Here is a 14,265-nt window from a genome sequence, read left to right on the forward strand (position 1 = left end):
TCCAAATCATAGCGGCACTCCACGTTTGTTGAAGGTCTGCTTTAAAACAATCGTTGACTCTACCGCAGCAATGTAATCTAAATTCGCGAGGCTATGTTTCACAAAGTGCTCATAACTAGGCAAGTCTGCTGCAATGATTTCAAGTAAATAATCATGACTACCTGATACGACAGAACAACTTCGTACTTCTTTTAACACATCCACATGCTGTTCAAAGCTTTCGGCTGCCTGCACTGAATTTTTGGTTAGGCGAATAAACGCATACACTAAAACTGAATAGCCAACCGCTTGCGGTGAGATATCGGCATGATACCCCAAAATTACCCCATCTTGTTGGAGTTTTTTGACACGCCGTAAGCAGGGGGTATCCGAGAGGCTGGCTTGTTCTGCTAGCGCGGAGTTACTCAATCGAGCATTATTTTGCAAAGCGCTTAGTAAAATACGATCTTTGTTATCAATATCAGGCATATTAGTTAAATCTGCTAAATTATTTATTAAAAAATAAGTTATTCACTAATTGAGTTTAACGATTATCAAGTAATTGGCAAATATCCCTCTGCTACTTTTGTTAGCCTGTCAATGATGTGATTTTTAGGATTTTGACAATGACGCAACTAACAAAAGATTTTGATATCTGGATAAGAAATGATTTTGTCGAACTCAATGATAAGCTCGAAGCGGTTTACAGCGCCCAATCTGATCGCGCTAACGTAGAAGGCGTGGGTGAAGAACTTAAACAGCAGCTTTTAAAGCAAGGTGAGCAGTACATAGAAGCACTACTTGCTGAGGGGAATACCGACGAAGGTTTTGATAACGCTTTCGATTTACTGGGCAATGTTGGCTTGTATATGGCGGCCTGTCGTCGTCATGAAATCACGGAGCCGAGTCGGGAGCACTACTCGCCATTGAAGGCTGCATCAGCGTTGGCCATGCATATCGGTTCCTCTATCGGCGTAACACCGAGGTTCGCAACCGCTCATTTGACCACTCACAATACAGCAATCAATGGTGTGTACAAGCGCTTTACAAGTGACCCCGCTGAACAATTATTTATCGACTACAATACACGGGGCATATTAGCGTATAAACGTGCAGCTGAAGCATTATTAAAAATTCAGCCTTTGGGTATTTCCCACCCTATGACGCCGGTCTTGTTTGAAGAAGTGAAACGCGCTTTACTCGATGTGATAGCTTCGAACCAAACCCTGTTTAAGCAATTGGACACCGAATCTTTCTTTTACGTTGTGAGGCCTTATTACAAACCATATCGCGTTGGAAAAGAAGTTTATCGCGGGGCAAATGCTGGTGACTTTGCTGGTATCAACGTCATTGATTTAATGCTCGGTTTATGCCGTGCCAATGATGTTGATTATGCACAAATTTTAGTGGAAAAATTATTGTATATGATGCCTGAAGATCAGGCGACATTACGTGAATGTATGCGTTTACCGAATTTAATGGATGCGTTTTTGGAAGCGCAAACGTGTCGTGATCAAGCATGGTATCAGCAGGCATTAAAAGCATTTTTGCAAGCGTGTAAACTTCATGGTGACACCGCAATCCAGCATCATAATCAGTTGGTGGAGAAGTATATTTGTCATCCCGCAAAGTACATGGCCAGTACGCACTTGGATAAAGTGACTGCCAGCGGGCCACCGCTTGAGGTGCTGCTCAAGCATTTAGAGACCCTAAGGGATAAACGCGCAGCGGCTAAGCGGAGTGACTTGGAAACACGATTTGCTGATATTCAGCAGCTCAGAAGCACACTCAATGAGGGGAGCGACAATGCAAGCGCATGACTTTTATTTGCCATCGCAGGACTACTTACTCAGTCACTCCGTGGGACGGATGCTAAAAAGTGCGCAACAAGACTTTAACCGTCAGTTTATGGCGCCATGGCAGCAGCTTAATCAAGAGCCTTGGGCGCAGTGGCTTGAGGGCGTGGAGCGATTTAGGGTTGCGCTTTCAAGTTTGCTAGGGGGCAGTGCCAGCGAATTTTGTCCACAAACAAATTTGTCTAGTGGATTAACGAAGTGGCTAATGAGCCTCTCAGATTTTCAAAACCAGAAAGTGAAGATACTACTGAGCGAGCATGACTTTCCCAGTATGGGCTTTGTATTGCAACAAGCACTTCAGGACGTTGAGTTGACTTTCATACCCGAATCCGAAGACATGAGCTGTATAGACACGTGGCAGCGCTACTTGGGCACTGAGTATGATTTGGTATTTATCAGTCACGTATACTCTAACACCGGTCAACAAGCGCCGGTAAGCGATATCATCTCATGTGCAAAGTCAAAAAATGCTCGTGTTGTGGTCGATATTGCGCAGTCTGCTGGTATTTTGCCGATTGATTTGCATTACTGGCAGGCGGATTGTGTGGTGGGATCCAGTGTTAAATGGTTATGTGGCGGTCCCGGTGCCGGATACCTTTGGGTGAACCCAGCGACGATGTTTGACTGCCAGCCAAAGGACGTTGGTTGGTTTTCCCATCAGAACCCTTTTGAATTCGATATTCATCATTTTGCGCCACATGACACGGTATTACGCTTTTGGGGTGGTACACCCTCGGTTGCCCCTTATATTTTGGCAGGTCACAGTATTGACGCATTTGCCCAAATGGGAAGCGAAAAAGTACGCACGCATAATTTACGTTTGCTAGCTGAAATTTGGCAGTCATTATCACCTTGGTGTATGTCGCCACAGCACCCGTCAAGATGTTCGGGGACTGCCATTGTCAATCCGGGTAAGCGGCTTGAAGCGTGCGCTCAAGCTTTGAAAGAGCAAGGCATGGCCATTGATGTAAGAAAGCATGGTATACGTGTATCGCCACATCTTTACAATAGCCATGAGCAAGTCTCACGCTTTATTGACACTGTGCAGCGATTTGTTGATTAGCAGATTATTTAGTCAAACCTAATGCGCGTTTGGTTTTGGCTTTGACGGAGCGCCAATGTGTGACAGGAACGCTTGGCGCCTGGTTTTCTAACTTTTCAAAGTCTATATCTTGAAAGTCTATTTCGCCTTGATGAGCCAAAATAACGGTGCGGGGCTTTAGTTTTTTTACTAATTCCAATGAGTTTCTATATCGATTAGGGTAGAACACAGGATAAGGGGGAATGTAAGCTCCTCGAACTTTGACGAATAAATCGGCGACATAGATACAATTACGCGTTTGATGGTAAAGGGACAAGTCTCGGTCTGTATGACCCGGTGTGTGTCTGGCTTGCCAATCTTCGAAGCCAGGTAGGGGGTGAGTATCTTCGAGGTAGTGATCGGCTTTTAACTTGCGGGCATACCAAATATTCTTTCTTGCTTTGTTTTTTCTACCTGCGACCCACAAAGCCAGAATCATATCTGACCAATGCATCAATATACCATCTATACCGCTGTACCAATGCCCTGCAATGTTGGCCGTTGCGATTTGTGCGCCGGTTATGGTCCGCAAAAGGTGAGCGCCGCCAGCATGATCGGGGTGCATATGGGTGACAACCACTAACTTCAAATCGGTCACTGGTCTAGAGAGTGTATGCGTAATGTAATGACATACTGTGTCTACATCTGCTCGACAGCATCCATCAAGCAATAGGAGTTTGTCAGGGTATTCGACTAAGTAAATTTGTTGAATGTAACCTTCAATAAAATGGATCTGCATTATCACGCAAGCCAAAGCGAGTTCATCTTTTTATTGTTAACACATCTGACCAGTTAATTAAAAGAGAAAAGTGCAGTAAAAAATGAATAATGTACAAAAAGAAATAAATGGTGTGACAAATTTTAGGCATAAAAAAACCGTCCAACGGACGGTTTCTTCACAAAGAACTGGCGGAGGGGGAGGGATTCGAACCCTCGATAGGGCTACAAACCCTATACTCCCTTAGCAGGGGAGCGCCTTCAGCCACTCGGCCACCTCTCCGGCGCAAAACTTTTAAAAATGGCGGAGAGATAGGGATTTGAACCCTAGATACGCTATTAACGTATGCCGGTTTTCAAGACCGGTGCTTTCAACCACTCAGCCATCTCTCCATGGGCAAAGATAATACTTATCGAATTAGGTGCTGTAAATAGTTTTTTAATCGTTTGCTGAAAAAACACACAAAAAACCGAAGTTATTGAATTTTTTGCCCGAAATTTGTACTTTGGAGCAATCTTTAAGGGGAAATTTTATGGTGTGATGCGTTGCAAAACAAAAAGTGTGGCATGAAAAGGGTATGCCACACAGGGAGGTCAACAGATTTACTTATGCATGACCACATAACTTAGTTGTAAAGTTCGGCCAATTTTACTTAACCACTGTTTCCATTGAACGCGTGGCGCTTGGGCAGTGTTTAACGTTGGGCTAGTTGTGGTTTGCGTGTTGCTGCACGCAGCAGCTGTATTAAGCATATCTGTGTCTCCTACGATGACTATTGTTTGGTTACATGGTTATTTTGCATTCATATCGAATAAAATTAAAACGATAAAAATTGTTGTTGTAGCATTAGAAAAACTAATGAAAAGGTTGTTTTTTTTGGGTTTTATCCAATGTTGTGAATAAATATTCATTGATTTGTGCCCGTTTTTTGTGGTTTTTCAGGGTTTTTTTTGTATTATTGAATAGTTATTCAGATAATTTTATTTTAGGAGTTTTTTTGTTTGTTAGTGATTTATAGACCACAGCAGGGGAAGAAATTTTCAGCACATTCAAAATGGCTAAATACACAGGCAAAAATCCATGCAATACAGCTGTATTGGTATGAGACAAGCGGCCATTTTGAAACGGATCTTAAACAGATAAAGGACCTTATTCCTAAATACTCACAGCTCATAGTATTGGGAGGGGATGGCACGCTCAATTTGGCCGTTAATGCTATTGCAGGTACTCAAGTTGTTTTGTCATTGCTGCCCTGTGGTACGGGAAATGATTTTAGTCGGCAGTTTGGCTATTCAACACAACAATGGCGAAGTACCATATTTGCCGGAGTGGCACGCAATATTGATGTTGGTCAGGTTGGTAACCGTTACTTTATCAATATCGCAGGTGTGGGCTTCAATGCTGAAGTGGTTTTGGCAATGGGTGGAAAGAAGCCCTTCGGCAAATTGAGCTATACCATCGCCGGTATTATGAAGTTGGCTTCATATAAAGGTACGCTCATAGAATATGAGGATGGCCTTCAAGCAACTATGATGTGCCTATTTAGCAATGGACGTCATTTTGCGGCGGGCTTAACGCCAGCTCCTGATGCACGGCTAGACGATGGCGTGTTACAAGTAATCACGATTCCAGCAGTCGCTTGGTACAAGCGATTATGGTGTTTTGCGCTGATGTTATTTGGAAAGCACACTCGATTGCGTTGGGTCAGTGTAAGGTCATGCCAACAGCTAAAGATAAAAACGTCAGGTTTACCTATAGAGGCGGATGGTGACTTAATTGCAACAACGCCCGCGGTGGTAAAATGCAAAGCGGCGTTGCTGCAATTTAAAGTGCTTAATTAAGATTGGCAGCGTGCGATATAGGGCGGCGTATAAATTTGGTAAGTACCTGTTTTGGAACTAACACTAATAAGTTGCCAAGGCAAATAAGCCCAAAACCAAAAAATGTATTGAGCTGCCATGTAAAGCCCTCAAACCATGTACTCAGCAATACCGCAACAACAGGAAACAGCACGATTATGTAACTTGCGCGTTCAGGTCCAATATTTTTGAGTAATGAAAAGTAACATGCAAAGGCGATTACGGTGCCAAAAATTGCGAGGTACAATAAAGAGAGCCAATAACTTGTATCTGCTTGAACCGTAAAAGACTGTGAGCTGAACAGAACGTACAAGCCAAGTAATATACTGCTGTATAGCATGCCCCAAGCGTTGCCTTCTAACACCCCGATTGCCTGATTGGAGTTACGAATACTGACCATATTGCCTAAAGAGGCGACGAACGTACCTGCTAAAGCTAATATTAACCCAACAAAGGTTGCAGAAGAAAAGCTGGCCGCACTGAGATCTTGCCAAAATAATGCGATGATGCCAGATACCCCTAACAGCGCGCCAAAATAAGTTTTTACTGCAATGGGTTTGGCAAAAAACAGTCGAGTATTCAGTATGTTCAAAACCAGCATAAATGAGAAAGCGATAGACGCCATCGCTGATGTTAGGCTCCCTTGTGCCCAGTACAGTAGCAAGTAGTTGAGGCCAAAATTACCTACTGCTAATAAGATAAAAAAGCCATGATCGACTAATTTGAATTGCATCATTGGTAATTTACGCCAAATGACAAAGGCCCACATACACAATGCTGAAATTGCAAAACGGTAGAATAGTGAAACAACCTCATTAACTTGGCCAAGTTGAAACTCAATTGCCAGCCAAGTTGATCCCCAGATAAGAACAGTAATGATGTATAGCAACAAATTTTTCATTGTCGTTCCCTTTGATATAACTTGATTATTGCAGCGAGTTGCAGTTTACTCCGAAAGTCTGTGTATAATAGATACAGAAAAATGATTTTTTGACCTGTACAGATTGTGAGCTGGAGAATTCAATGCATCACGGACAATTCCTTTACCAGCAGGTGATTGATGTGATCAATGAGATGATCACGAATGAGCTACTCAGTCCTGGTACCAAGTTGCCATCATTGCGTAAATTGGCGCAACAATTATCGGTAAGCATCCCGACGGTAAAGCAAGCCTACTACCAGTTGGAAGCGCAAGGGCGTATATATTCAAAAGAAAAGTCTGGTTACTTTTTGAGTGACAGTGATAAAAGTGCATTACCCAAGCGCTGCAAGCTACCTGTCAAGCCGACCGAAGTTAATAAACAGACTTTGATCGAACAAGTTTATGACGGGATACATTCGCCTCATAACGCGCCTTTTGGCATTGCAAACCCTGTATCTGCAATGAGCAATCAGCAAGTGCTAGCTAAAATGATGCGACAGGCATTAAAGCAAGCTGGAAGCCAGATCCTAGAGTATGGCGCAATGGATGGATTGGATCGATTAAAGAAACAAATTGCACAACGCTATTTACACATGGGCCTTACTATTTCCTCGGATGACATTGTGATCACAAATGGGGCGCAAGAGGCGTTAGCTATAGCTTTACAGTGCGTGACAAAACCCGGAGAGGTGGTTGCGATTGAATCTCCTTGCTATTTCGGCATCATCGAGCTTATTGAAAATTTAGGCTTGCGTGCTCTCGAGATCCCGGTTTGTCCAGATGACGGGTTATGGTTAGAGGATCTTGAAAAAGCGCTAGACGAGCATGATGTAAGTGCATGTATATGTTCAACAAGCATCAATAACCCACTGGGAAGTGTGATGCCTGAGAGCAGGCGAAAAGCACTGTTAGATATACTTGTGTCTAAAAACGTGACACTGATTGAAGATGACGTTTATGGCGACCTTCACTTCTCTAAATATCGAGGTAAACCAGCGCAATATTATGCATCTGCTGGTCAAGTCATTACCTGTGACTCCTTTTCGAAAACGGCGGCACCTAGTTACCGTGTAGGTTGGATGGTCGCGCCTGGCTTTGTGGCTCAGGCAAGGCGTATTAAACGCGCTTTGAGCTGTTCTTCCTCTTTGATTAATCAGTGGGTCTTAGCTGATTATTTGGCATCTGGAGATTATGAACGTCACTTGCGAAAGCTGAGGCTACGATTGATGGATAACAAACAAAAAATGCTCAGTTGTATTCGTCAATTTTTCCCTCAGGATGTGCGTGTTAGCGATCCGGGCGGCGGATGTGTCGTTTGGCTTGAACTAGGCGTTGGTTTTGACGGTGGGAAATTGTTCTCTCTTGCTATGGCACAGGGAGTTAGCTTAACGCCCGGTCAGTTATTTAGTGCTTCTGAGCGCTTTCAAAATTGTATCCGTATTAGTTATGGGTTGCCTTGGGACGAACACGTGGAAGCGCATTTGAAAAAGCTGGGTCAGTTAATAGCACAGATGAAAAGTGGCGAGCAATAAACATGTGCCCGCCACTGATTTGGTTGGAAGTGTTGCTAATTTGCTGTGAAGCGCATGAGGTTGTAGCTGGATAGTGCTGGGATGGCATGAGATAAAGAGGCTTCTTGCTCAGCGATTTGCTCAAAGTTACTACACAGTGACTCTGCTCGGCGCTCTAATTGTTCAGCTTGTGCTGTGACTTTTTCTTCTATTTGTTTACCCATGTTCTCCATACGCTGTTCAAAAGCTTGCATATTGCCATCGGCATTGTTCATCTCTGAACCAATGGTGACCAGCAAAGAGCCGATGGACTCAAACATGGCACTTTGCACTGCACTTTCAATTCGCTCTTCGAACTGATGCTCAAAGTTTTCACTGAAGTTGTCAAATGCCTGCTCTCCCATGACAAAGCTGCCTTGCCTGTAAAAGGTGGCCTGGATCTCCTGATTGATTTCATCAAGTACCGTAGAGAGCTTGTCTAATCCATCTAAGTCAAATGCGATAGCAACCTCGTTAAGTGCTACTTCGGCTACTTCTACTGCATCTGTCGCCATTTCTGCGACTTTAGGTAGCTCTACCCGCAATGTATCTGCGTAGAGAGTTAAAGCGCTTTGTTGCTGTTCTGTCACATCTATTTGCTGGCCATTAATGAAGGCTTGACCGCTTGCATCAATGGTAAGTGATTGTGAATTGGGTGTTGTGATGGCGACTTCGGTTGGCGTAATTGCAACATTATTTTGAAATTCAACCTGGCAATTATCGACAGAAAAAGCCATGTGATTGTCATCATGTGCCAGTGCTGGCGTGGTCGATAGAATGGCTGCAACGAGTAGCGCTTGTTTCATTGTGGAGTCCTTATACGTTGATGATAGATAAGGAATATCAAGTTCAGTGCCAATATACGTAATCATTACTAATCAATGGGTTATATTAGTCTTGCTCTTTTTTATTTGAAACTGGGTATATATATTAACCACTAATTAGTGGGGTTGACTAATAATTGGTCTAATTAATTTTTTAAATCGTCACGATAAAAATCATTCACTGTCAAAGTCGCTTATTTAAGACTAAATAACGTTATGTGCAATAGTGCGCCGACGGGATGAAGTTTGCACTTAATGTGACATTGTGTGCATAGCGTCAATGACAGTGCCAGACTGTTGGAAGCTGGCATAGTTTGGTTGAATAGGAGTCTATCATGGGTAAAACATATTCCTATGATCCTTTGGACGAAGAATATCAGGATGAGTTTGGTGCTTTAAATGATAAAGATGCCAACAGGCAGCGCCAGAAAGTGCGCAAGAAGCTGGATGACTATTTAGAGCAGAAGCGTTTAAGGCGTAACTTAGGAGATGATGACTTTGACTACTTTGATGAGTAGTCACCGCAATTTGAACAAGAGAGAAGCGTATAGACTTTTTACTCTCTTGTTCACGTTTTTAGCGTACTTTTTTGAGCGCTTATTTAGTCTTTAAATGACTTGTGACAGTCTTTGCAGCCTTTTGCCCAGTTTCTAAACGCTTTAGCAATCACCTTCTTGTCTCCAGACTTAGATGCGACAGCCAATGCTTCTGCGTATTTTGCAAAGTCGCTCGCTTTTTTATCGAATGTAGCTCTATCACTCCATACAGCGGGTAATGCGCTTGTATCACCTTTGTTTGAATCTGGAGTAAATGCTTCCCAAGGCATTTTGGAGAGTTGAGCTGCATTGTGAGCACGCTCGGAGAATCGTTTTGCATCAAATGGAACTTTGCCTTTTAACATGTCACCCATGTCACCAATTTGGTAACGGATTAACTGGAAGCTGGCTTTACGGTATTCAATTGCATCTTCGCTGTTTTCAAACATTGTACTGGCAGCTTGGCTATTGAAGCTGAGTCCGACTAGCAGACCCAACAATGTTAATGTTTTTTTCATAAGTGCCCCTAAATAAATAATTCCACACCTTTTTAAGGGTTTCTGTGTAAATTAGCAAGGGAAATGTGGTTAATGATTGGTAATCATAAGTTGTATAAAAATTGATATGTTGCTAAATGGAATCTTGTCGGCACGTCTTGTTTACAGGAAATTTATTTCTCATTCATTTACTTTCTTTTACATTGAATTTTATTCATATAAAACAGCAGTTTATTAATCTGTGAAAAGTCAAATTGCAATATTTGTAACTTAATTGTATTTCTATTATTGCAATTAACCATGTAGTCACATTATATTGATGATTGATTCTACTCTCTAAATATAAATAAACACCAAATTAAACAACAAGTCCTAGGGGAAACTATGGCCAAGTATTCATTTAAAGCGACAGCGGTAGCTATGGCTGTCTCAGGTGCTCTTACAGCAGCGTCAGTAAGTGCTGCATCACTAGAGACCAATACAACTCGTTTAGCTAACACAGCAGTAGCAAAAGTAGACCAAGCTGCTCTTAAAGAAAACCGTGCAGAAGCATTTCTAGTTGTACTTAAGCAAGAAACTGCTGCAGACCTAATGGTACGCGGTAACTACTCTTCAAGCGACGCGCGTGCAACATATGCTTCTATCGAAGCGGCACAACAAGACGTAACTGAGCAACTAGTTGAACAAATTGCAGATGTTAAGGTTGTTGGTTCAACGAAAATCTTAGCGTCAACACTAATCGTTGAAGCATCTGAAGAAGCACTAGCTCAAATCAAGAAAAACAAAAATGTAGAGCGTGTACTTCCACTTCGTGATTATGAATTGCACGTAGCTGATGCAAACGAGTACATCAAAGCAGCGCCAGTTAACTTGGCTGGTTATACTGGTAAAGGTCAAAAGGTAGCGGTACTTGATACTGGTATTGACTACACGCACAAAGTGTTTGGCGGTGCAGGTACTAAAGAAGCGTATGAAGAAGCGCAATCTGATCCAAGAGCGGTAACTTGGCCACAAGGTCAGGTAGTTGGTGGTTATGACCACATGCGTGATGATCCAGATCCAATTGAAAGCGATCCTAACTTCCCTGATCCAACTAGCCCAGATGACGGTGCTTCTTCGCACGGTACTTCTGTATCTCACTCTGTAACTGGTATTGCACCAGATGTTGAACTATATGTTTACTCTGTGTGTGGCGGTGGTTGTCCATTTGCAGCACAACTAGGTGCACTTGAAGATGCGATGGATCCAAATGGTGACGGCGATATCAGCGACCGTGTTGACGTAATTAACATGTCACTTGGTGGCGAGTTTGGTTCTACTGAAACGTCTGCTATCGATGGTACTCAATACCTTATTCATAAACTAGTTAAGCTTGGTACAAACGTTGTTATCTCAGCAGGTAACGATGGTAACCACCCATTCCGTATCGGTGGTCCAAGTACAACACCTAACGCATTATCTGTAGGTGCAATGGGTCACCCAACGCTTAACGATCTATTTGCTGTTGGTATGGTAGATGGTAACCGTGTTGAAGTGGGTACTGCGAGCTTTGGTCCACAAGACCCGTTCTCATTCACTAACGAAGATACTGAACTTGTTTACCCTGAAACAAACCAAGAAGGTTGTGTGGACTTTGGCGATGACGTCGATTTCGTAGGAAAAGCGGTACTAATCGACCGTGGTTCATGTGCTTTCGTAACTAAAGCAATTAGTGCACAAGTGAAAGGTGCGAAGTATGTAATCATTGCTAATAACGTAGCTGGTGGTGCGCCAGGTCTTGGTGGTTCTAGTGACCTTGTAACTATTCCTACTATCTCGGTGAGCCAGGACACTGGTAATGCCATTAAAGATGTTCTTAAGACAGGACAACAACCTACGTTTAACTTTGGTGTAGAGTCTCACTTAGCAATCGATACAGTTGCTGATTTCTCTTCACGTGGTCCTTCAATGGATGGCCTACTGAAGCCAGAAATCACAGCTCCTGGTGTTAACATTCAGGTTGCAGCAACTGGTACTCAAGATCAACTAGCAGGCGCTACAGGTACTTCATTCTCAGGTCCGATTACAGCGGGTGCGGTAGCATTAGTACGTGAAGCACGCCCTGAGCTATCTGCTGAAGAAGTTAAAGCTGTTCTAATGAATACAGCAAACCTACATGTCATCATGGAGCCTGCAACGCTAAATGCTAACGCAGAGCTAGCGCCTATCAGTTTAATTGGTGCGGGTCTTGTTGATGTTGAGAAAGCAGTAGCTTCAGAAGCGGTTGCATGGGTTGAGCAAGAAAGATTTGACACAAACCAAGGTGCATTGTCATTTGGTTTTGATGTACTTGAAGAAACGAAGTCTTACACTAAAACTGTAACGTTGAAAAACTTCTCATCGGAAGCGAAGACTTACGCGCTATCTAAAGTTGCACGTTTCGCAAACGATGACGCTACTGGTGCACTTAGCTGGGACTACCCTGCTGAAGTATCTGTACCTGCAGGTCAAGCGGTTGAGTTTGATGTAACAATCACTATCGACCCAAGCAAGCTACCTGAGTGGGATCTTCCTAACCCACAATCAGCGAATGATCTAGCAGCACGTGCGAGTGCACTAACTGTTTCTGAATTTGACGGTGCGCTAGTATTCAATGATGCATCAACGGACAGCGACCACGATCTTCACTTAGTTTACCACGTGCTACCTAAGCCAGCTGAAACAGTAACGTTGAGCTACGACGATGCAGACCGTCTGATGGTAACTAACACTGGTTTCACTGAAATCAATGTAACGACTGACCAACTAGTTGCAACTAACGACGCAGACTCAGGTGACAAGCCATTTGCGATTCAAGGTGTTACTTTCAACGTATTTGCAAATGATAACTGTAGCTCAGGCGCATTCTTCACTGGTTCAATTGTACTTGACGACGAGCTACTAATGCACCGTCAGGCTGGTTACCAAATGAACCTAGACATCAACAACGATGGTGTTTATGACTATGCTCTAGCAAACTACAACGATGTAGGTCGTAGCGCAGCAGTTATCGGTCGTGCACGTACAGTTAGTGGTCAGATTGTTGATGGCGCTCCTCAATGGGCATTCTTAACAGGTATGCTTCACGAAGGTGGTAGTAACACAATCACATTCACTGGTTGTTCTGACTTAATCGGTCTAGATACTACTAACCTAGGTCAAGAGATGCGCATTGAAGCATCTGTAGGTTATGATAACTATCAACTAGGTATCTCTACAGTGACTGATACACTTGCAGGCACTACTACATTTGCAACGTCTAACGCGCAGTTAGAAGACAAAGACGGCAACCCTGTTACTACTCTAGCACCAGGTGCGGTTGCATATGTTAACTCTGCATCTGCATTTGCTATCGCAAGTAACGATGGTGTTGTAGAACCAATCACAGCACAAGACCTAGCTGGCCCAACAGAGCCTGCAACAGTTGCTCCGAAAATTGTTGAAGCGACATTCGATGTTGCTGAAAACACTGCGACAGGTACAGTATTTGGTCAAATCGAGTTAGTTGAGCAAGACAACACAGTAGCTGTGTCTGAGTTCTTCGTACGTTCAAGCACACATGCTGGTATTTCAGTATCTAAGTCTGGTGAGCTAGTGGTTGCTGACAGTGCAAAACTAGATTACGAAGAAGCGTACATGGCAACACTATCAGTTGTTGCAATCGACGTGAAAGGTAACATCTCAAGCGAAGCTGAGATTTCAGTTAACATCACGAACGAAATCGACACTGATGATGAGAAGCGTCCAGCAGTTGCTGAAGGTCAAGAGTTTGACGTGAAAGAAAACGTTGAGGCTGGTACAGAAGTTGGCATGCTTGAGTTCATGGACCAAGACAACAATGTTGCTTCATTCAAACTTGACGGCTCTAGCGCATTTGCAATCGATGCTGAAGGTAAAATCACAGTTGCTGGTGAAGTTGACTTTGACCTAGGTGCAAAACAAGAAGTAATGGTTACTGCGGTTGATGCGGATGGCCTTGAGTCAGAAGCTGTAACAGTTGTATTCAACGTTGAGGAAGATCAGCTTGAAGGCAAGCCAATGATTGAAGAAGGTCAGAGCTTCAACATCGAAGAAAACAGCCCAGTAGGTACTGCAATCGGCACAATCGCATTCTCAGACTTCGATAACGACGTAACTGAGTTTGTAATCACTGGTACTACACTTGTGTCTGTCAATGCAGAAGGTCAGCTTGCTGTTGCAGGTAACCTAGACTTCGAATTTGACCGTCAGTTCAGCTTCGACATCATGGCGAAAGACGCTAAAGGCAAGTACTCAGATAAAGTACGTGTTGAAATGCGCCTAATCGATGTTGCAGAAGATAACGGTGATGATGATTCAGGTTCACTAGCTTGGTTGACGTTACTAGCTGCACCATTTGCTGCACTACGTCGTCGTAAGCAAAAGTAATCTGCTAATCATTAGCAA

Annotated in this window: 12 protein-coding genes and 2 tRNA genes; 6 read left to right on the forward strand and 8 right to left on the reverse strand. The window is 43.2% G+C overall.

Features of this window, described 5'->3' with window-relative positions:
* Window positions 1-6 precede the first annotated feature (6 nt).
* The gene (locus tag N480_RS08545; RefSeq protein WP_063372091.1) at window positions 7-468 is read right to left on the reverse strand and encodes an Lrp/AsnC family transcriptional regulator; all 462 of its coding nucleotides are present in this window, start codon (window positions 466-468) and stop codon (window positions 7-9) included.
* Between the two features lie 137 nt (window positions 469-605).
* Between N480_RS08545 and N480_RS08550 the strand changes: the two genes are divergently transcribed.
* Both N480_RS08550 and N480_RS08555 read left to right on the forward strand, forming a co-directional pair.
* Window positions 606-1,799, forward strand: a complete 1,194-nt coding sequence (locus tag N480_RS08550; RefSeq protein WP_063372092.1) for a PrnB family protein — start codon at window positions 606-608, stop codon at window positions 1,797-1,799.
* Window positions 1,786-2,898, forward strand: a complete 1,113-nt coding sequence (locus N480_RS08555) for an aminotransferase class V-fold PLP-dependent enzyme (protein WP_063372093.1) — start codon at window positions 1,786-1,788, stop codon at window positions 2,896-2,898. Before N480_RS08550 ends, N480_RS08555 begins: the two co-directional genes overlap by 14 nt.
* Window positions 2,899-2,902: 4 nt before the next feature.
* On the opposite strand, the gene N480_RS08560 is transcribed toward N480_RS08555, so the two are convergent.
* The 4 genes from N480_RS08560 to N480_RS25290 all read right to left on the reverse strand — a co-directional run bounded on the left by N480_RS08560 (window position 2,903) and on the right by N480_RS25290 (window position 4,386).
* Window positions 2,903-3,655 (reverse strand): MBL fold metallo-hydrolase, encoded by a 753-nt coding sequence (locus N480_RS08560; RefSeq protein ID WP_063372094.1) that lies wholly within the window; start codon window positions 3,653-3,655, stop codon window positions 2,903-2,905.
* A 168-nt stretch (window positions 3,656-3,823) separates the two neighbouring features.
* Window positions 3,824-3,916 (reverse strand) — tRNA-Ser (locus N480_RS08565).
* Window positions 3,917-3,935: 19 nt separating this feature from the next.
* Window positions 3,936-4,026: transfer RNA gene (locus N480_RS08570), tRNA-Ser, on the reverse strand.
* Window positions 4,027-4,236: 210 nt separating this feature from the next.
* Complete coding sequence (locus tag N480_RS25290; RefSeq protein ID WP_155732798.1) at window positions 4,237-4,386, reverse strand: hypothetical protein; 150 nt, start codon at window positions 4,384-4,386, stop codon at window positions 4,237-4,239.
* A gap of 255 nt (window positions 4,387-4,641) precedes the next feature.
* On the opposite strand from N480_RS25290, the gene N480_RS08575 reads away from it, so the two are divergent.
* Entirely contained in the window at window positions 4,642-5,475 is an 834-nt protein-coding gene (locus N480_RS08575) for a diacylglycerol/lipid kinase family protein (RefSeq protein ID WP_231102243.1), read from the forward strand.
* Here N480_RS08575 and N480_RS08580 read toward each other — a convergent pair.
* On the reverse strand, window positions 5,468-6,394 hold the full coding sequence (locus tag N480_RS08580; RefSeq protein WP_063372096.1) for a DMT family transporter: 927 nt from the start codon (window positions 6,392-6,394) through the stop codon (window positions 5,468-5,470). The genes N480_RS08575 and N480_RS08580 overlap by 8 nt on opposite strands.
* A 122-nt stretch (window positions 6,395-6,516) precedes the next feature.
* On the opposite strand from N480_RS08580, the gene N480_RS08585 reads away from it, so the two are divergent.
* On the forward strand, window positions 6,517-7,947 hold the full coding sequence (locus N480_RS08585) for a PLP-dependent aminotransferase family protein (RefSeq protein ID WP_063372097.1): 1,431 nt from the start codon (window positions 6,517-6,519) through the stop codon (window positions 7,945-7,947).
* A gap of 35 nt (window positions 7,948-7,982) precedes the next feature.
* Here the strand turns inward: N480_RS08585 and N480_RS08590 are convergent, their stop codons facing one another.
* A complete protein-coding gene (locus N480_RS08590; protein WP_063372098.1) occupies window positions 7,983-8,771 on the reverse strand; it encodes a DUF2884 family protein in 789 nt (262 codons plus the stop codon).
* 353 nt (window positions 8,772-9,124) lie between these two features.
* Here N480_RS08590 and N480_RS08595 point away from each other — a divergent pair, with 353 nt between their 5' ends.
* Window positions 9,125-9,307 carry a PA3496 family putative envelope integrity protein gene (locus tag N480_RS08595; RefSeq protein WP_063372099.1) on the forward strand — a complete coding sequence of 61 codons (183 nt, stop codon included), beginning with the start codon at window positions 9,125-9,127 and terminating at the stop codon, window positions 9,305-9,307.
* A gap of 83 nt (window positions 9,308-9,390) precedes the next feature.
* Here the strand turns inward: N480_RS08595 and N480_RS08600 are convergent, their stop codons facing one another.
* Complete coding sequence (locus tag N480_RS08600; RefSeq protein WP_063372100.1) at window positions 9,391-9,843, reverse strand: c-type cytochrome; 453 nt, start codon at window positions 9,841-9,843, stop codon at window positions 9,391-9,393.
* Between the two features lie 363 nt (window positions 9,844-10,206).
* On the opposite strand from N480_RS08600, the gene N480_RS08605 reads away from it, so the two are divergent.
* The gene (locus N480_RS08605; RefSeq protein ID WP_063372101.1) at window positions 10,207-14,247 is read left to right on the forward strand and encodes a S8 family serine peptidase; all 4,041 of its coding nucleotides are present in this window, start codon (window positions 10,207-10,209) and stop codon (window positions 14,245-14,247) included.
* The last annotated feature ends 18 nt before the right edge of the window (window positions 14,248-14,265 follow it).

Source organism: Pseudoalteromonas luteoviolacea S2607, assembly GCF_001625575.1.
GTDB lineage: Bacteria > Pseudomonadota > Gammaproteobacteria > Enterobacterales > Alteromonadaceae > Pseudoalteromonas > Pseudoalteromonas luteoviolacea_E.

Bases quoted from the DNA above. Each gene is read 5' to 3' on its own strand.
- N480_RS08545 (WP_063372091.1), bottom strand. From the start codon at position 468: ATGCCTGATATTGATAACAAAGATCGTATTTTACTAAGCGCTTTGCAA.
- N480_RS08550 (WP_063372092.1), top strand. From the start codon at position 606: ATGACGCAACTAACAAAAGATTTTGATATCTGGATAAGAAATGATTTT.
- N480_RS08555 (WP_063372093.1), top strand. From the start codon at position 1,786: ATGCAAGCGCATGACTTTTATTTGCCATCGCAGGACTACTTACTCAGT.
- N480_RS08560 (WP_063372094.1), bottom strand. From the start codon at position 3,655: ATGCAGATCCATTTTATTGAAGGTTACATTCAACAAATTTACTTAGTC.
- N480_RS25290 (WP_155732798.1), bottom strand. From the start codon at position 4,386: ATGCTTAATACAGCTGCTGCGTGCAGCAACACGCAAACCACAACTAGC.
- N480_RS08580 (WP_063372096.1), bottom strand. From the start codon at position 6,394: ATGAAAAATTTGTTGCTATACATCATTACTGTTCTTATCTGGGGATCA.
- N480_RS08585 (WP_063372097.1), top strand. From the start codon at position 6,517: ATGCATCACGGACAATTCCTTTACCAGCAGGTGATTGATGTGATCAAT.
- N480_RS08590 (WP_063372098.1), bottom strand. From the start codon at position 8,771: ATGAAACAAGCGCTACTCGTTGCAGCCATTCTATCGACCACGCCAGCA.
- N480_RS08595 (WP_063372099.1), top strand. From the start codon at position 9,125: ATGGGTAAAACATATTCCTATGATCCTTTGGACGAAGAATATCAGGAT.
- N480_RS08600 (WP_063372100.1), bottom strand. From the start codon at position 9,843: ATGAAAAAAACATTAACATTGTTGGGTCTGCTAGTCGGACTCAGCTTC.
- N480_RS08605 (WP_063372101.1), top strand. From the start codon at position 10,207: ATGGCCAAGTATTCATTTAAAGCGACAGCGGTAGCTATGGCTGTCTCA.